The following is a 16,608-nucleotide window of genomic DNA, read 5'->3' on the forward strand; positions in this document are numbered from 1 at the left end:
TCCTGATGGCCACCGCAGCAGGTCCCGCGATCGATCTTTCCAAGGCAATGGTGCTTGCGCCGGTGCCGCTCGCCGACTGGCTCGTCATCACGCCGGTGGCGTGGTGCCTGCTCAGCGGCGCCGTCCTGCTGATGCTGCGCAAGAACCAGGCCATCCAGCCCTATCTCGCCATCGCCGCGCTGGTGGTCCTGCTCCTGCTCGACGGGATGCTGCTGCGTCACGTGATCGAGCGCGGCCCGGTCACCATGGTCATGGGCCGCTGGCTGCCGCCCTTCGGCATCGCCTTCACCGTCGATCTGACCGGCGCGCTGTTTGCGCTGTTCGCGTCGATCATCGCGCTCGCCGGCGGGATCTACGCGACCGAGGGCATCGACGCGTCCGGCCGCCGCTACGGCTTCTATCCGTTCCTGCTGCTGCTGCTGGCCGGTGTCACCGGGGCATTCCTGACCGGCGACATCTTCAACCTCTACGTCTGGTTCGAGGTGCTGCTGATCTCCTCCTTCGGCCTGCTGGTGCTGGGCTCGGAGAGCCGGCAGATCGACGGCGCGGTGAAATACGCCTTCCTCAACCTGGTCGCCACGACGCTGTTTCTGATCGCCGTCGGCTATCTTTACGGACTGTTCGGCACGCTCAACATGGCCGACATCGCCGTCAAGGCGGCCGCCCGCCGCGCCGACCTGCCGTTGATGACGCTGGGCAGCCTGTTCGTGCTCGCCTTCGCGATGAAGGCCGCCGCCTTTCCGGTCAATTTCTGGCTGCCGGCCTCCTATCACACCCCGCGCATCGTCGTCTCTGCGCTGTTCGCCGGGTTACTGACCAAGGTCGGCGTCTATGCGCTGGTGCGCGTCATGACGATGCTGTTCCCGGTGGAGGGCGAGGCGCTGAGCTTCGTGCTGGCGGCGGTGGCGGCGGCTACCATGGTGCTCGGCGCGCTCGGCGCCATCGGCCAGAGCGACATCCGCCGGCTGCTCGGCTATCTCGTCATCTCCGGCATCGGCGTGATGCTGGCCGGCGTCGCCGTCGGCGGGCCCGGCGGCATCGGCGGCGCGCTCTTCTACGCGCTTCACTCGATGCTGGTCATGACCGCTCTGTACATGGCCGCCGGCGTCGCCGGGCGGCTGTCGGGCACCTTCGATCTGCACCAGGCCGGCGGCATCTACGGCCGCGCCGCGCTCTTCTCGGCGCTGTCGCTGGTGCTGTTCCTCGCCGTCGCCGGCATGCCGCCGTTCTCCGGCTTCTGGCCGAAGGTGATGGTGGCGAAGGCGGCGATCGACATCGGCGCCTGGTGGCTGGCCGGCACCGTCTTCCTCACCGGCTTTCTGACCATGATCGCCGTCGGCCGGGTGTGGGCGCTTGCCTACTGGCGCCCCGCCGAAGAGGCCTCGGAGGTTGCCGACCCGCGGCTGCGGACGAGCGCGCTGCTGCCGCTGGGCGTGCTGACGCTGGCGTCGGTGCTGGTCGGGCTCTTCCCCGATCCGCTGCTGTCGCAGATCCAGGCGGCGGCGAGCCTGCTGTCGGAGCCGTCGGCCTATGTTGACTCCGTCTTCCCGCAAGGAGGCCGATGACGATGCTGATCCTGCCCGCAGTTCTGTTCGCCGCCGTCTGGGCGGCCGTCACCGGCAGTCTGGCGCCGCACAACCTCATCCTCGGCTTCCTGCTCGGGCTGTTCGCGCTCTGGCTCATCCGGCGCGACTTCAGCGGCAGCCGCACCGCGTTCCGGCCGTTGAAGCTGCTGTCGCTCGCCGTCCTCTTCATCAGGGAACTGGCGCTGTCGGCCTCGCGCGTCGCGCTGATGGTCGCCCGCCCGAAGATGGACCTCAAGCCCGGCATCTTCGCCTTTCCGCTGACCGTGGACCGTGACATCGAGATCACGCTGCTGGCAAACCTGATCACGCTGACGCCGGGCACGCTGTCGGTCGATGTCTCCGACGACCGGCGCTATCTCTACGTCCACGCGCTCGACTGCTCCGATCCGGTCGCGCTGCGGCGCGACATCGCCGACGGCTTCGAGCGCAAGATCCTGGAGGCCCTCCGCTGATGACACCCCAGGCCATCGTCATTGCCGCCTCTGCCGTCGCGCTGTTCTTCATGTGCGTCGCCTTCTTCCTCACCGCCTATCGGGTGATCCGCGGGCCGACACTGCCGGACCGGATCGTTGCGCTCGACATGCTGGTCGCGATCGCGATCGGCTTCCTCGCGGTGGTGGCGATCAAGACCGGCTTCACCCTCTATGTCGACATTGCGATCTCGCTCGGCCTCGTCGGCTTTCTCACCACCGTCGCCTTTGCCCGGTTCGTCCTGACCCAGGGCATGCCGGAGGACGAATCCGACCCGATGGTGGCGCCCGCCGCCGGCAGGGCGGGGCGGGGGCAGCCGCGCGGGCGGCGGCCGAAGCGGAAGGGGAGGGCACGCTGATGGAGATGCCGGTTGCGATATTCGTGGCGATCATGCTGGTGGCCGGTGGGCTGTTCAGCCTGCTCGCGGCGGTCGGCGTCGTGCGTCTGCCCGACGTCTACACCCGCATGCACGCAGCCTCCAAGGCCGGAACCGTCGGCTCCGGGCTGATGCTGATCGCCGCCGGGGTCCATGGCGGCGACTTTGCCACCTTCGCGCGCGCCTTTGCCGGGTTCGTCTTCTTCATCCTGACGGCGCCGGTGGCGGCCCACCTCGTCGCCAAGGCGGCCCATCAGGCCGGCTACCGGCTGTCGCGCCGCACGGTTTGCGACGATCTGCGCGATCACGGCAAGAACTGAGCGCCGCCTCGCCGCGTAATGAATTTGCGCTGGGGCCGGTTTTTTTGCGGGTTCTCCCCCAAATGGGGGATGTACAAGTTTCACATCGTGATCGCCAAAATATTATTGGACTTTCTAAAAAACGATGTTATTTCAAATTAAGTAAAGCTTCGATGTTGATATTGCTAGTGCGTTGATCTCCAGTCTAAGTTGCGATCTTTGCGACATGCTCTTTTTGGGGCGTCGTTGTGGCCAAGATTTGGAGGGGCGAGGGGCGCTCCGGACACGGAAGTATTATTGGCGCACTATGAAATCTGTTCCCGAGGGGCCTTCCTTTGTCGGATGGGGACAGGTTTAGCCGGCCACGACAAGATTAGCTTTACGGCAGTTCGCAGAATGGTTCCGCCCGCGCCATGCGCGAGGGGCGGTTCGCCGCACAGGAGAAGAAAATGACCGAGAATTCCGACGGCATCGGCTCGAATCTGTTGGTAGAACTGACAGCCGACATCGTTGCCGCCTATGTCAGCAATCACGTCGTGCCCGTTTCGGATCTCCCGACCCTGATCGCCGACGTGCATGCCGCGCTCAACAACACCTCGCAGCCGCCGGCGGCGGTCGAAGCGCCGGCCCAGGCGGAAAAGCCGAAGCCGCCGGTGCCGATCCGCAAGTCGGTGCAGAACGACTACATCATCTGCCTTGAGGACGGACAGAAGTTCAAGTCGCTGAAGCGTCACCTGATGACCCACTACGGCATGAGCCCGGAGGAATACCGGGAAAAGTGGGATCTGCCGCCGGACTATCCGATGGTCGCGCCGGCCTATGCCGAGGCGCGCTCGCGACTGGCAAAGGAAATGGGGCTCGGCCAGCGCCGCAAGGGCAAGCGATAGCACGCGCGGGCCTTGCGCCGGCGGCCGGGCCGGCATTCGATCGTCATTCGGACCGGGTCGCGGAGCGATCCGGTCTTTTTTTGTTCCGAATAAGGAAAAAAAGCCTACAATTGGGGATGCGCGTTTACAAAGCCCTCACGATTTCAAGGGGAGAGCGGTGGTTGGCGCTTCATTTATCCCCGTCTGTTGCATAGGGTGTATGAATAAATTCCTATTAACGGAGTTCACCTCATGCCCGATGCCCAGCCCCTGCCCACCCCCCTCGCCACGCCTGCGCCGCCGTCGGGCGGCCGTCGCCACCGCTCGTCCCGTTTGGCCGCCCGTCGCGCACGGTTGCAGGCCGTGGTCTTCGGCGGTGCGGGCCTGTTCCACCGCTCGGAGGCCAGCCCGCGTTCGGTCTGCCGCGTCGTGCGCCAGCTGGTGGCCGAATTGTTGCTGCTGGCGGGCCAGCCGGCGCGCGGGCGAAGCAGCCGCCGGTCGGCGACCCACGTCCGTCAGATCGCCATGTATGTCTGCCACGTTGGCCTGCAGATTTCGCTGGCCGACATCGGCGCGGCCTTCGGTCGCGACCGCACCACGGTCGGCCATGCCTGCAACGTGGTCGAGGATCGCCGTGACGACAGGGCCTTCGACGACTTCGTCGGCACGGTCGAGCGGATCACCCTTTCGGTGTTCGGCACGGCGGGAGTGATCGAGCATGAATGAGCCCGATGCGGCCGGCAGGCGGGCGCTTGCCGTCCTGCTGCGCTTCCTCGCAGCCGCCGGCGGTGAGGTGGCGGTGGCGGGCGAGAACCCGGTCAGGCTGCGCACTCGGGCGGGTCGGGAGGCCAGCGTCGCCGCCGCCGTGGTGGCGGACGCCGTCCGGCTCGGGCTCGCCGTCAGGGCCGGCGACACGCTGCGCAGCTCTGGCGAGACCCGCGCCTACCTGCGTCGGCTGCTGTCCGGGGCCGACGCCTTTCGTGACCAGCATCGCGACCTTGCGCAGCGGACGGTCGATATCGGTCCGGGGCGCCAGCCGGTCAGCGTCAACCGGCTTGAATCGCCGCTGTCGACGCTGGCGCGATTGAAGGACAAGGCGGGATCGCCCTTCCTTGCCGAGACGGCGATGGCCGCGGGCGAGCGGCTCGCGCGCGATTTCTGCCGGGCCGGCCTGCAGCCGCGGCTGACCATGGTCTGGCAGCCGCGGCTCTCCGGACGCACGGTGGGCGAGGCTGGCCAGGGGCGCGAGATTTCCGACACGGCGATCGCCGCGCGCCAGCGCCTGCGGCGGGCGATCGAGGCGATGGGACCGGAACTGTCCGGCGTCGCGCTCGATGTCTGTTGCTTCATGAAGGGGCTGGAGACGGTGGAACGCGAGCGCCAGTGGCCGGTGCGCTCGGCCAAGCTGATGTTGCGCGCGGCGCTGATGGCGCTCGCGCGCCACTATGATCCGCCGCCGGTCGCCGCCAGGCGGCAGCATGCCTGGGGCGCGGAGGGCTACCGTCCCGAACTGGCGGCGCTGCTGCGCGGCGACGAACGCGGTCCGCGCTAGCGGGCAGGGTCTTTGCGGTCAGCGACGTCTGGCGGCGTCGGGCCACCGCCTGGCACATCTCGGGATCAGGCGGCGACGCGGACGGTCGCCTCTTCGCGCATGCGGCGCACCATCGAGCGCAGGCCGTTGGCCCGCTGCGCGGACAGGTGCTCGACGAGGCCGATCTTGCTGAACACCTCGAGCGCGTCGGTGCGTGCAATTTCCGAGGCGCGCTTGCCGGAGTAGACGGCCAGCACGATCGCCACCAGCCCGCGCACGATGTGCGCGTCCGAATCGCCCTCGAAGGTCAGCACCGGGTCCGCGCCGCCGTCGGAATGGGTGACGAGCCACACCTGGCTGGCGCAGCCCTGCACCTTGTTCTCGCTGGTGCGCTTGTCCTCGCTCAGGTCCGGCAGGGCCTTTCCCAGCTCGATGACATAGCGGTAGCGGTCCTCCCACTCGTCGAGAAAGGCGAAGTCATCGATGATCTGCGCAAGCTCTGTCATTTCCGGTCCGATCATTGTGCTGTCGGACATATAATGCACAAGCGGCGCGATTTGAACCATGTCGGCGCGTTCGGCGAGAAAGCAAAAAAGAACGCCGCGCGGCATGGGCGGTCCTCGCGGCGGTTGCTTCGGGCAACAAGGCAGGCAGTCGAAAGGTGCTAGCGCGCCGGGTCAGGCCGACGCGCGGGAATGGCGACCGTGCCGGTGACGACCGCGTCGGCCTCTGCCGCGGCATCGACCGGCGCCGGCAGCGGCTGGGCCAGGGCCGCCTCGGCGCTCGCCGGCGCTTCGGTCGGGTCGGCGAACTGCGAATCGAGCAGCTTGTAGGCGACGCGCGCGCCCTCGCGGGCGCGGTGGCCGAGCGCCACGAAGGTCTCGGCGCCCTTTTCGCAAACCTCCGGCTTCTCCAGGCAGATGGCGGAAAGATAGCCGAACGCTTCGCTTGCGGCAGTAAAGGTATCGTCGAGCTCGACGGCCGGGCCGTTCTGCAGCTTCTCGGTGGCGTCGTTGTCGAACAGCGGCAGCAGCACCAGCACCAGCGAGAACCAGAACGCTCCCTTGATCAGAAACCACATTGCCTTGCCCATCCTGCGTTTCGGGCGCGGCGTTCTGTCGGGCCGCTGCCACCTGTGCCACCGCGGTCATGACGACCGCTGCTGGCTTGTCATTGCTGCGACGATAGCCAACGCCGGAAAATGGCCCATTGCAAGAAACGCTCGGATTTTCCTCAAATTTGCATAAGATTTGAACGATCGCCCCCGGCGCGGCATTTGTGACAAATTTTAGCGACCGTCGTTAAGCATCGTGGCGGCGCGCCGCCGGCCAACCGGCCCGCGATCCGGCCATCGCCGCCCGGAGGCTCCGTCCCAGAGGTTAACGTCAACCGAAAAATGCCGCATTTCTAGATGCTTACCCCCTATTAACCACGAAAATCAAATGCCGGCTGTACCGCTTTGAAACAGCCGTTTTCGGGCTTTTCGGCCCCGATCCGCCGGCCTGCGTTTATCCTTTTCTAAGCCGGCGGTGCGATTCTGGCGGCAGACAAAAGAACGACAGACGGCAGGGTATTGCGTGCGTCTCCTGAATGACATCGCTGACAGAATGGCGGCCATGGCGGCTGCTGTCACGGGTGAGGCCTGCCCGTCCGGCGATGCGCGCGCGTCCACCGCCCTGCGCGCGATCTTCATCTCGTCCCTTCTGGCCGTGCCGGCGCTGCCGCTCGCCCTGTCCACCGTCATGCCCGTGTCCGCGGCCCTGCCGGCCGGTGCCGCCCTTGCCGCCGCCGGCGGCCTGCTGGCGACCGCTTCGGCGGCCGCGCTTGCCCGCCATCGCGGCCGCGGCGGCCCGCCCGCTGACCGCACCGCCTCTGCGGCCGACGCCGGCGCCAGCTACGACCTGTTTGCCGGTCTCGTCACCGTTCACGACCCGCGCGGCCACGTCACCGCCGTCTACGGCCGCGACCGCGACACGATCCTGGCCGCCATGCGCAGCCCCGCCGGCCGCGGCTTCATCGACCAGATACACGTGTCCGACCGCCTTGGCTTCCTGCAGGCGATCGACCGCCTGCGCCAGGGCGAAAGCCGTGCCAGCGTCGACCTGCGGCTCGAGCAGCGCCGCGAGGCCGGGCCAGGCGAGCAGTTCCTGCACGTGCGCACCGACCTGACCGCGGTCCGGGACGCCGACGGCCTGCTGGCATCGATCCTGGCCCAGTCGCGCGACATCTCGGTCGAGGCCGAGCTGCGCGACGTCGGCGCCCGCAAGGCGGCCGAGGCCGAATCCGCAAACGATGCCAAGACGCGCTTCCTCGCCGCCGTCAGCCACGAGCTGCGTACGCCGCTGAACGCGATCCTCGGCTTTTCCGACGTGCTCGCGGGCGAATACTTCGGCAAGCTGGAGAACGACCGTCAGCGTGAGTACGTCGCCCTGATCCACCAGTCCGGCGGCCACCTGCTGTCGGTGGTCAACACCATGCTCGACGTCAGCAAGATCGAGGCCGGCCGCTACGAGCTTCTGCTCGAACCGTTCTCGGTCTGCGAGAGCGTGCGCACCTGCGAACAGATGCTGGCGCTGCAGGCAAGGCAGAAGGGCGTGCAGCTGGCGAGCCGCGTGTCGCGCGAGCTTGGCGAGGTCGTCGCCGACCAGCGTGCGCTGCAGCAGATCCTGATCAATCTCGTCGGCAACGCCGTCAAGTTCACCGACCGGGGCGGCATTGTCACCATCGACGCCACTCGCAGCGGCCGCTCGCTCGTGCTCAGTGTCAGCGATACCGGCATCGGCATCCCGGCCGAGCAGTTGGACCTGATCGGCCAGCCCTTCATCCAGGTGCAGAGCCACTATACCCGGCGCTACGAGGGAACCGGCCTCGGCCTGTCCCTGGTCAAGGGCCTCGTCGGCCTGCATGGCGGCACCTTCGCCATCCGCAGCCGCGCCGGCGAAGGCACGCAGGTCACGGTCACCATCCCGGCCGACGGTCTGGTCGCGGCGGACCCGACCGAGGCGCGCGGCGCGAGCTTGGTCGGGGAATTCCCGCCGCGCCTGTTCCCCGGCGACCGTAACAATGCCATACCGGCGGGGGCGGCGGAGAGCGTTCTCCCGGACAGCAACAAGGACAGGAGCCATGACGGCGCGCGCGCGAAGACAGCCTGAGCGGGACGGCGGCCACAGCCGCAAGCGCCGGGCCAGCGAGCCCGGCCTTGTCCAGCGTTCGCTTCTGGCGCTCGGTGCCCTGGCCGCGCGCCATCCGTCGGTCGTCGGCGGCTGCGCGGCTTTCGGTGTCGTCTTTTCCTTCATCGCCGCCAACGCGCTCTGGTACCAGCCCGGCCACCATCCCTCGCCGATCCTGAAGACCCGCTCGGCCCAGAACACGCTTGGCTTCGCGGCGCTGCGCAAGCCGCCCGGCGACGTGACCACCTTCCGCATCGAGCGCGAGGGTGAAGGGGAGGCCGCGGAAGCGTCGCGTTCGGATCTGGTGCACGATCTGCAGGCCGAACTGGCGCGGCAGGGCTACTACGCCGGCGATCCGGACGGGCTGCTGGGGGAGGCGACGGCGGAGGCGATTCGCCGCTTCCAGCAGGAGCACGGCCTTGCGGTCAGCGGCGCGCCCAGCGCCGAGCTGCTGGCTGCCGTCTATGGCGGCGTCGCCGCGCAGGTGGCGGTGCTGCCGACCGAGCGGCCGATGCCGGACGCGCGCGCGATCGAGGCCGCCGAGGACCCGATCGCAGCCGCCATCCGCGCCGCCGAGGCCGAGGCTGCACCGGCCCCGGCATCCGGGCCGTCCGTGTCCAGCGCATTGGTGATGAAGATCCAGAAGGGCCTGAGCAACATCGCCTATGCCGACATCGCCGTCGACGGCGTCGCCGGCGAGAAGACCCGCCAGGCCATCCGCGCCTTCGAGAAGCACTACCGCCTGCCGACCACCGGCGAGCCGAATGCGCTGGTGCTCAACAAGCTGAAGGAAATCGGCGCGCTCTGACGCCCGGCCGTCCCGGACCGTTCGGCTGGCATCGGCGCGCCCGTCCTGGTGCTGACGGTTGCACGCCGGCGCCGCTGTGGGTATGCAGCCTGATGCGCCTGAAATCCGAAATCTACGCCTCTGCCCTCGTTCGCAACGTCTTTGCCCGCGGCGACTTCGCCGCGATCGAGCGCAAGGGGGCGGGCGACGGTGGCGCCATCTTCGTGCGCCAGTCCTTTCGCGACGGCACCGAAACGCTCTATGCGCCGGCGCCGCAGAGCCTGTTCGATGCGGACGACGGCGTCCGGCGCCTGTTCGAGCTGCGCCTCGAGCGACAGCCGCGGGAGACCGTCTCCGACGCGCTGGTGCGCGAGGTCCGCTTCGACCCCGACCTCTGGATCGTGGCGCTCGAGACCGAGGAGATCGGCGATCTCATCGAGCTGGGACAGGCAGGGCGGGACGACCCGCTGTTTCGCCGCTGACCGGCTGGCCGGCGTTCAGCCGGCGCTCCGGCGCGGCCGGGCGGCAGCGGCAACAGCCGCCTTGCGGCCGGGCGCGCCTGCATTGGCCGCCGTGCGCGGCAGGTCCCGGCAGGTATAGGCGTCGGCCCGGCGCCAGCTCTCCACACGCTCGCGGCAGGACGCCGGCTGAAGGCCGGACAGCAGCAGTTCGGCGCGGTTCCCGGCATCGGCGGGCTGGGCCAGGTGCGGATAGAGGCGGGCAAGGACGAAGGCGCTGTCGCGGCCGGGGGCCGACAGCGCGAGCAGCGTCGTTGCCAGCTGCTGTCCGGAGACGTCGAGCAGGATGCGCTCGCTGAGCCATTGGCTCGTGCCGAGCGCGTCGGCGAGCACGACCGCGACCATGCCTGCCTCGCCGGCGCGGGCGAAGCGCACGAGCAGGGCCAGGTGGACGTCGCTGATCGCGGCAAGCGGGGCCAGGATGGCCGGTTGCGCCAGCTGCGCGCGGACCCGGGCCTTGATCTCTTCGCGCAGTTCCTCCTCGCGTGCCCGGCGGTGGGCCTCGGCGCGTGCCGCCTCCTCTGCCTGCGTGCCGCGGCTGCGGTGCTGCTGGTGCAGCCCGACCAGACGCTCGATCAGGCGCGGCGAGAGATTGTCGCGCCGTTCGATCGCGCGGGCGTGCGCCGGAGAGGCGTCGCGCAGGATCTCGAGGAGCGTCGGATCGCCGAGCGCCTGCGAGCGCGTCAGGAAGATCGCGGCGACGCCGATCGGCTGGCGGGCGATGAACAGCGCCGTCGCCTCGGGCACGACCGGGCATTGGGAGAGGGCGGCCACCGCCTGTCTTCGGGCTTCGTCGCTGCAGGCGGGGTAGGTCGCCACGAACAGGTCGTGGAACTGCCGCTGGTCGGAGCGGGAGGGGCGGCTGAGGCTTTCGAAGCCGGAGACCGTCGCCATCAGGACGATGTCCTTCGGGCGCGCCGACCGCGGCCTTTCCAGTTCGCGAAACCTGTCCCCCACAACCGCACCACTCTTACGCAAAAGCAACGATGCCCGGCGCCATGCCTGCTTCACCCTACGGCTTTCGGAGGTGGCAGGCCTGCGGCGGGTCAGGGTCCGGATCGGCCCACACCCGCCTGAAACCGGTGATTGCCAACAAGTAGACGAAAAGAATTAGCAACGTGTTAACCGTAATGCCGTTAGGGTTCGGGCAAGGGAAGGGCGTGGGCAAATCGAAATCCCGTGCTATGTTTCCCGCATGCTGAGCTGCTTCGCGCGCGAATGCCGGGCGGCGGCGCATCAAGGCAAGGTGCAATGCATCGGATGGCCTGGCCGGCGGCGAGAAAATCTTTCCCGTTTCGGGAAACCTTCACAGCCCTCCCGCCGTTCAGGGGTCGACAGCGGCTTCAGAGTAAAAGTGCTCCCCCGCCGCCGACGACGACGGATCCGTGCCGCACTGGCCCGTTTTGCGGGCAGGGTGAAATAAGTGCAGTACTTCATCCGTCTCGGTTCTGTTAGGAGGCGAGAATGGCAGACGTGGTACGACTGCAAGAGAGACTTTCACGCCTGCCGCGACGCGGCAGGGTCTGGCACGAGACGCCGGCGGCGGTGCTGCTGTTCACCGGCGTCCGCTACGAGCGGCTAACCGCGGCAATGATCGCGGCCAAGCACCGCGACGGCCGCAAGGCGACCGCGGCGGAACCGGGCAAGGACGCCCGGCGCTGACCATCCACCCTGTTCGCGCGCGGCCGTCGCCGGCGCGTGAGCATGCTTCGGCGTGCCGTTTTCCGCCTGACGGGGAACCGGCCATCGTCTTCAGGACGCGCTTGAAATCAAGACATTGGGGTCGCTTTTCGGGCAACCGGCTCGGGCATCCGGCGCGCTAGCCGGCGAGTTCGTCCTCGATCGGTTCGCAGCCGGCATTGGCGAAAAACGATTGCGCCGCCTCGTGCATCGTCGCCGTCGGCACGAACGTTCGCAACACCGCATAGCCGTCCTCGTCCGCCATCTCGACCAGAATCGACTGGGCGAGGTCCTGCGGCAGCGACTTGCGGATCGCGTTCAACTGCACCGGCGTCGCCACCACCACGTCGAGCGCGCCGCCGACGGTGGTGCGGTCGTTCATGCTGAACACCTCGTTGGCGGCGCTGTCGAACAGCCCGACCGACCAGAACGGCATGCCGGCCGGTGCGAACAGGCGCACCGGGCGCTCGGCGATGGAAAGGGCGCAGGCCGCGACCCGCAGTCCCGGATCGTCGTTGAAGGGCAGGCCGCCCGGTCCGCGCTCGTTCGGCAGCGGATAGAAGCGCTGCGGCGCCCCGAGGCCCACGATCTTCGTATAGGCGTCGTTGCCGGTGAAGCGCGGCAGCGCCAGGATGATCAGGATGTGCAGCGCCGCCGCCCCGATCAGTCCCACCAGGACCGCAAAGAGGATGCTACGCATCGGCGCATCCCGTCCGGCTGATCGCCGGCATCGACAGGTCGATCACGCCCGAGCTGCCGGCCGTCGGCGTGTCGAGCAGCGTCAGCACGAGGCGGAACGGGCGATCCGCCGGGATCGCCAGCCAGTTGCCGGGCTGCGCCGTCGCGGCGACGTGGATGACGAACGAGCTGTCGGTTCCCCGCAGCACCGTCCAGGAGTTGAGACCGGCAGGCGTGCCGTCGGCGGGCGCGGCCGGCGCGCCGTCCGGCGCCGTCGCGTGCAGCGTCCAGTGCCGGGCCGGGGGCGTCAGCCCGGCTACGTCGTAGGTGCAGCGGCCGGACAGCATCGTGCCGTCATTGTCGGCGGCGGCGCGGAACACCAGACCCTCGGCGCTGCCGAGCAGCAGCGCGCCGTCACGGGCCCGGTGGGCCTTGGCGTAGGGGTCGGCCGTGTCCTTCTGCGCGTTGGGAAAGGCGCTCCAGGGGCCGAGCGCGATCGAGCCGAACCCGATCGTCGCCTTCAGCGCCCAGACCGCCGACAGCGTGCCGAGGCCGAAGGTGATGGCGAGCGCCAGGGCGACGAGAAGGGGGATGCGGAACAAATCGGCCTTCCGGTTGGATACGCGACAACTTTCGGTCGCCCGGCCCGGAGCGATGCCGTGGCGGGTGACAGGCAGAACCTTGCATGATTCCCCGGCGAAATCGATGGCCATCTCGGCGGCGGGGCGAACAATGCTGCCGCAGCGTCAGGCCCGGGTCCGCCCGGGGTCGCCGGGCGGGGCCTGCCGCGTCACAACGCCGCCACGCGGCCGTCGGTGGTGAGTGGCTTGGCGTCGTTGAGGTCCTTGGCGAGCGCGCGCAGCAACCGTGTCACCCCGACCGACAGCGAGCGCGGGCGGATCAGCGGGGGCAGCTCGTCCGCCGCCGCTTCGCCCGAAGCCGCCGCCGTTTCCGTGGTTTCGCCGGGAAGCGGGTTCTCGATGCCCGGGATCGCCCGCAGCTCGATGCCCTGGTGGGCGTAGTCCATCAGCCGCTTGAACGTCATCGCCGGCAGCGAGCCGCCGGTCATGTTGTCGGTCGAGGTGTAGTCGTCGTTGCCGAACCAGACGGCGGTCGTATAGTTGCCGGTGAAGCCGACGAACCAGCCGTCGCGATAGGCCTGGGTCGTGCCGGTCTTGCCGCCGGTGACGATGCCGCCGTCCAGCGCCGCCCGGCGCGCGGTGCCGCTGACGGGAATGGTGACCAGCATCCGGTTCATGTCGGCATTGGCGCGCTCCGACAGGATGCGCCGTGCCGGCGAGGCGTCGCGGGTGAAGTCATAGAGCACGTCGCCGTCGTAGTTCAGGATCTGGGTGATGCCGTGCCGCCGCGACTGCACCCCGCCGGCCGGGAACACCGCATAGGCGGTGGCCTGATCGAGCACGGTCAGTTCCGAGGTGCCGAGCGGCATGGTCTTGTCGGTCCTGAGTGGGGTCTCCACGCCCATCTCCTTGGCGGTCTTGGCGATGGCCTCGGTGCCGAGCAGGTCCTTGGCGAGGCGCACCGGCACGGTGTTGATCGACTTCGCCAGCGCGGTCATCAGCGTCACCCTGCCGGCGTAGCTGCGGCCGTAGTTCTGCGGCGACCAGCCGCGCCAGGTGATCGGTGCGTCGACGATGGTCGTTTCCGGCGTCTTGCCTTTCTCCATCGCCGCGGCGTAGGTATAGACCTTGAACGAGGAACCCGGCTGGCGCAGCGCCTTGGTGGCGCGGTTGAACTGGCTTTCGCCGTAGTCGCGCCCGCCGACCATGGCGCGCACCGCGCCGCCGTTCTCCACCATCACCAGCGCGCCCTGCTTGACCTTGTAGCTGTCGCCGAACTGGCGCAGGCCGGTCTCCACCGCCTCCTCGGCGGCGGCCTGCAGGCCCATGTCGATGGTGGTGCGGACGATCAGCGAATGCTGGGCGAAGGGGCGGGCGATCCGCTGCACCTCCTCGAAGGCCCAGTCGAGGAAGAAGTCGGGGGCGGTCTTCTCCTGCCGGTCGATGACGCTCGCCGGGCTGCGCCGGGCGGCGATCACCTGTCCCTCCGACATCAGCCCGCCCTGGACGAGGTTGGACAGAACCTCGTTGGCGCGCGCGCGCGCGGCCGGCAGGTTGACGTGCGGGGCGTAGCGGGCCGGCGCCTTGAACAGCCCGGCGAGCATGGCGGACTCGGCGAGGTCGACATCGGTGACGTCCTTGCCGAAATAGAACTGCGAGGCCGCCGCCACGCCGAAGGTGCCGCCGCCCATGTAGGCGCGGTCGAGGTAGAGCCGCAGGATCTCCTTCTTCGACAGGTTCGCCTCCAGCCACAGCGACAGGAACGCCTCCTTGATCTTGCGCTCGATCGTGCGCTCGTTGGTGAGGAACAGGTTCTTGGCGAGCTGCTGGGTGATGGTCGAGCCGCCCTGGACCACGCCGCCGGCGCGCGCGTTCTCGGTCATGGCGCGGGCAAGGCCGAGGAAGTCGATGCCGAAATGGTCGAAGAAGCGCCGGTCCTCGGTCGCCAGCACCGACTTGATCAGGTGGTCGGGCAGTTGGTCGACCGGCACCGAATCCTCGTGGATGATGCCGCGGTGGCCGATCTCGTTGCCGTAGCGGTCGAGGAAGGTGACGGCGAAGTCGCTCTGGTTGCGCCAGTCGCCCTTCGTCTCCTCGAAGGCCGGCAGCGCCAGCGCCAGCAACAGGACGAAGCCGGCCGTGCCGATGTTCATGCCTTCGCCGACCAGTTCGGACAGCGCCCGCCGCCAGCCCCTCACGTTGAACCGGCGGAAGAAGATGGTGATCTCCTCCCACAGTTCGGCGAGACGGAAACCGGCGTTCCAGAGCGTGGAATCGATCCAGGAATCGATGCGCAGCAGGATGTGCCGTTTGCGGCGACGCGGCTGTTCCTCTGATGGCGGTTCCTGCAAGGCTTCATCCTCGTGGTGGCTAAGGCGCCCGTTACCCTAACGATATCAGGCAATCGCAAGGGATAAAACAACATGGTTGCCATCCCCTTTCACGGTCGTTTCCAGTCGGTGAAACGCCGTGAACGGCCGGTGCGCCGTCCTGCCCGGTCGAGGCGGGACTTGACGTTTCGGTCCGCCGGGTCCAGTTGACTGCCATGAACGCGAAGAACCAGATGCAGACAATGCGGCTAGCCGACGACGCCGCCGGCAATGCCCTGCCGTTCTGGCAGACCAAGACGCTGGCGGAGATGACCGACGGCGAATGGGAAAGCCTGTGCGACGGCTGCGGACTCTGCTGTCTCAACAAGCTCGAGGACTGGGACACCGGCGAAGTGGTCTGGACCTCGATCCGCTGTCAGCTGCTCGATGACCAGAGCTGTCGCTGCAGGGACTACGACAACCGCCAGGCCACCGTGCCCGACTGCATCCGGCTGACGGTGAAGTCGGTCGACGAGATCAACTGGCTGCCGCCCACCTGCGCCTACCGGCTGATCCGCGACGGCGAGCCGCTGTACTGGTGGCACTACCTGGTCTCCGGCGACCGCGAGACGGTGCATCAGGCCGGCATCTCCGCGCGCGGCCGCACGGTCAGCGAGGCGGGCATCGACGTCGAGGACTACGAGGACTATCTCGTCACCTGGCCGCTGGAAGTGGGGCAGTCCGGCAACCGCTGACCGCCGTCCCGACGGTTGCAGTTCACCCCGTCATCACGCAAAATTCATCGGCGCGGGCCGTTTTGGGCCGCGCGGGCCATAGACCGGACACGTCCGGCTCCTAGCTTCGTGCTGCAAGGGACGATTGCCAAGGAGAAACAGAACGATGACCGACGTTATCCCGACCCGCACCCGCAGCCTCCGCAAGGCGTTCGCGCTGGCCGTGGCGGTGCCGCTGGCCGCCAGCCTGGCGCTACCGGTGGTTGCCCAGGACAACAGGCCGGAGCGCCCGCGCATGGAGGCCGGCATGCACGGCGAGCGCGGCGACGACCGCGGCCGAATGGAGCGCGGCTACCGTCATGGCGAGCACGGGCGCGACCGGGACCGGGACCACGGTCCGCGCCGCTGGCACGGCCCGGCCTTTGGCGAGCGGCTGGCGATGCGTCTTGCCGCGGCGGAGAACGCCGCCGGCATCAAGACCGCGCAGCTCGATGCCTGGCGCACCTTCAGCGCCGCGCTCGTCGATTTCGCCACCTTCCAGCGGCCGTCGATGGGGCCGCGCGACGCCGACGACGAGATGGACGACGAGGCCATGGCGCCGGGGGATGACGAGCCGGCGGCCACCGATGGCGGCGAGGCGGCCGAGGCGCCTGCCGCACCGGGACCCGGCCCTGGCGCGTCTTCCGGAATGGACCTGCTCGACCGGCTGATTGCCCGCGCCGAAAACCGGGCGGAGAAGGCGGCCAGGCTGAAGGCGGCAAAGACCGCACTGGAGGCCGTGCTCGAGCCGGGGCAGAAGGAGATCATCCAGCGCTACCTGACGTCGCACCGCTTCGGCATGCACGGCGGCCACGGCGGGCGCTAGCCCCGCCGCCATTTCGTTCCGCGCTCCGGGCCTGCCCGGCGCGGCGCGGGCCGGGTACGGACCTGCCGGCATGCCGGAAGCCGCCTGTCCCCGTTGACGCCGGTCGGCCTGCCGCGCTAGCCCATGGCCAGCAACGCGGATCGGCCGCGGACGGGGT

The 16,608-nt window shown here is 68.6% G+C and carries 19 protein-coding genes; 13 read left to right on the top strand and 6 right to left on the bottom strand.

From position 1 onward, the window contains the following. The first annotated feature begins 5 nt into the window (after nt 1-5). The 7 genes from ACXAGF_RS05465 to ACXAGF_RS05495 all read left to right on the top strand — a co-directional run bounded on the left by ACXAGF_RS05465 (nt 6) and on the right by ACXAGF_RS05495 (nt 5,150). Nucleotides 6-1,565, top strand: a complete 1,560-nt coding sequence (locus ACXAGF_RS05465) for a Na+/H+ antiporter subunit D (RefSeq protein ID WP_475015085.1) — start codon at nt 6-8, stop codon at nt 1,563-1,565. Between the two features lie 2 nt (nt 1,566-1,567). Then, nucleotides 1,568-2,038, top strand: a complete 471-nt coding sequence (locus ACXAGF_RS05470) for a Na+/H+ antiporter subunit E (RefSeq protein WP_475019216.1) — start codon at nt 1,568-1,570, stop codon at nt 2,036-2,038. Beyond that, the gene (locus ACXAGF_RS05475; RefSeq protein WP_475015087.1) at nt 2,038-2,415 is read left to right on the top strand and encodes a cation:proton antiporter; all 378 of its coding nucleotides are present in this window, start codon (nt 2,038-2,040) and stop codon (nt 2,413-2,415) included. Before ACXAGF_RS05470 ends, ACXAGF_RS05475 begins: the two co-directional genes overlap by 1 nt. After that, entirely contained in the window at nt 2,415-2,753 is a 339-nt protein-coding gene (mnhG, locus tag ACXAGF_RS05480; RefSeq protein ID WP_475015088.1) for a monovalent cation/H(+) antiporter subunit G, read from the top strand. The genes ACXAGF_RS05475 and mnhG overlap by 1 nt, the downstream gene beginning before the upstream one ends. Before the next feature lie 428 nt (nt 2,754-3,181). Further along, nucleotides 3,182-3,619 carry a Ros/MucR family transcriptional regulator gene (locus tag ACXAGF_RS05485; RefSeq protein ID WP_475015090.1) on the top strand — a complete coding sequence of 146 codons (438 nt, stop codon included), beginning with the start codon at nt 3,182-3,184 and terminating at the stop codon, nt 3,617-3,619. A 231-nt stretch (nt 3,620-3,850) separates the two neighbouring features. Next, complete coding sequence (locus ACXAGF_RS05490) at nt 3,851-4,324, top strand: helix-turn-helix domain-containing protein (RefSeq protein WP_475015091.1); 474 nt, start codon at nt 3,851-3,853, stop codon at nt 4,322-4,324. Further along, nucleotides 4,317-5,150, top strand: a complete 834-nt coding sequence (locus ACXAGF_RS05495; RefSeq protein WP_475015093.1) for a DUF6456 domain-containing protein — start codon at nt 4,317-4,319, stop codon at nt 5,148-5,150. Before ACXAGF_RS05490 ends, ACXAGF_RS05495 begins: the two co-directional genes overlap by 8 nt. A 65-nt stretch (nt 5,151-5,215) precedes the next feature. Here the strand turns inward: ACXAGF_RS05495 and ACXAGF_RS05500 are convergent, their stop codons facing one another. Then, complete coding sequence (locus ACXAGF_RS05500; RefSeq protein ID WP_475015095.1) at nt 5,216-5,635, bottom strand: SufE family protein; 420 nt, start codon at nt 5,633-5,635, stop codon at nt 5,216-5,218. A 158-nt stretch (nt 5,636-5,793) separates the two neighbouring features. Further along, nucleotides 5,794-6,210 (bottom strand): DUF5330 domain-containing protein, encoded by a 417-nt coding sequence (locus tag ACXAGF_RS05505; RefSeq protein WP_475015096.1) that lies wholly within the window; start codon nt 6,208-6,210, stop codon nt 5,794-5,796. Nucleotides 6,211-6,745: 535 nt separating this feature from the next. On the opposite strand from ACXAGF_RS05505, the gene ACXAGF_RS05510 reads away from it, so the two are divergent. The 3 genes from ACXAGF_RS05510 to ACXAGF_RS05520 all read left to right on the top strand — a co-directional run bounded on the left by ACXAGF_RS05510 (nt 6,746) and on the right by ACXAGF_RS05520 (nt 9,568). Next, on the top strand, nt 6,746-8,281 hold the full coding sequence (locus tag ACXAGF_RS05510; RefSeq protein WP_475015098.1) for a sensor histidine kinase: 1,536 nt from the start codon (nt 6,746-6,748) through the stop codon (nt 8,279-8,281). After that, entirely contained in the window at nt 8,253-9,107 is an 855-nt protein-coding gene (locus ACXAGF_RS05515) for a peptidoglycan-binding domain-containing protein (RefSeq protein ID WP_475015100.1), read from the top strand. The genes ACXAGF_RS05510 and ACXAGF_RS05515 overlap by 29 nt, the downstream gene beginning before the upstream one ends. 92 nt (nt 9,108-9,199) lie before the next feature. Continuing rightward, on the top strand, nt 9,200-9,568 hold the full coding sequence (locus ACXAGF_RS05520; RefSeq protein WP_475015102.1) for a DUF1491 family protein: 369 nt from the start codon (nt 9,200-9,202) through the stop codon (nt 9,566-9,568). 15 nt (nt 9,569-9,583) lie between these two features. Here ACXAGF_RS05520 and ACXAGF_RS05525 read toward each other — a convergent pair whose 3' ends face one another. Next, nucleotides 9,584-10,498, bottom strand: coding sequence for a DUF2336 domain-containing protein (locus ACXAGF_RS05525; protein ID WP_475015103.1), 915 nt, complete (start codon nt 10,496-10,498; stop codon nt 9,584-9,586). A gap of 570 nt (nt 10,499-11,068) precedes the next feature. Here ACXAGF_RS05525 and ACXAGF_RS05530 point away from each other — a divergent pair. After that, the gene (locus ACXAGF_RS05530) at nt 11,069-11,266 is read left to right on the top strand and encodes a hypothetical protein (RefSeq protein ID WP_475015104.1); all 198 of its coding nucleotides are present in this window, start codon (nt 11,069-11,071) and stop codon (nt 11,264-11,266) included. A gap of 157 nt (nt 11,267-11,423) precedes the next feature. Here ACXAGF_RS05530 and ACXAGF_RS05535 read toward each other — a convergent pair whose 3' ends face one another. The 3 genes from ACXAGF_RS05535 to ACXAGF_RS05545 all read right to left on the bottom strand — a co-directional run bounded on the left by ACXAGF_RS05535 (nt 11,424) and on the right by ACXAGF_RS05545 (nt 14,894). Beyond that, complete coding sequence (locus ACXAGF_RS05535; RefSeq protein ID WP_475015106.1) at nt 11,424-11,984, bottom strand: DUF1254 domain-containing protein; 561 nt, start codon at nt 11,982-11,984, stop codon at nt 11,424-11,426. Beyond that, nucleotides 11,977-12,564 (bottom strand): DUF1214 domain-containing protein, encoded by a 588-nt coding sequence (locus tag ACXAGF_RS05540; protein ID WP_475015107.1) that lies wholly within the window; start codon nt 12,562-12,564, stop codon nt 11,977-11,979. The genes ACXAGF_RS05535 and ACXAGF_RS05540 overlap by 8 nt, the downstream gene beginning before the upstream one ends. A gap of 188 nt (nt 12,565-12,752) precedes the next feature. Next, a complete protein-coding gene (locus ACXAGF_RS05545) occupies nt 12,753-14,894 on the bottom strand; it encodes a transglycosylase domain-containing protein (RefSeq protein WP_475015108.1) in 2,142 nt (713 codons plus the stop codon). Nucleotides 14,895-15,088: 194 nt separating this feature from the next. Between ACXAGF_RS05545 and ACXAGF_RS05550 the strand changes: the two genes are divergently transcribed. Together ACXAGF_RS05550 and ACXAGF_RS05555 are read left to right on the top strand one after the other, a co-directional pair. Then, nucleotides 15,089-15,607, top strand: coding sequence for a YcgN family cysteine cluster protein (locus tag ACXAGF_RS05550; RefSeq protein ID WP_475015109.1), 519 nt, complete (start codon nt 15,089-15,091; stop codon nt 15,605-15,607). 145 nt (nt 15,608-15,752) lie between these two features. Beyond that, a complete protein-coding gene (locus ACXAGF_RS05555; RefSeq protein WP_475015111.1) occupies nt 15,753-16,451 on the top strand; it encodes a hypothetical protein in 699 nt (232 codons plus the stop codon). Nucleotides 16,452-16,608 lie beyond the last annotated feature (157 nt).

Source organism: Mycoplana sp. ABR4_002 (assembly GCF_056159645.1).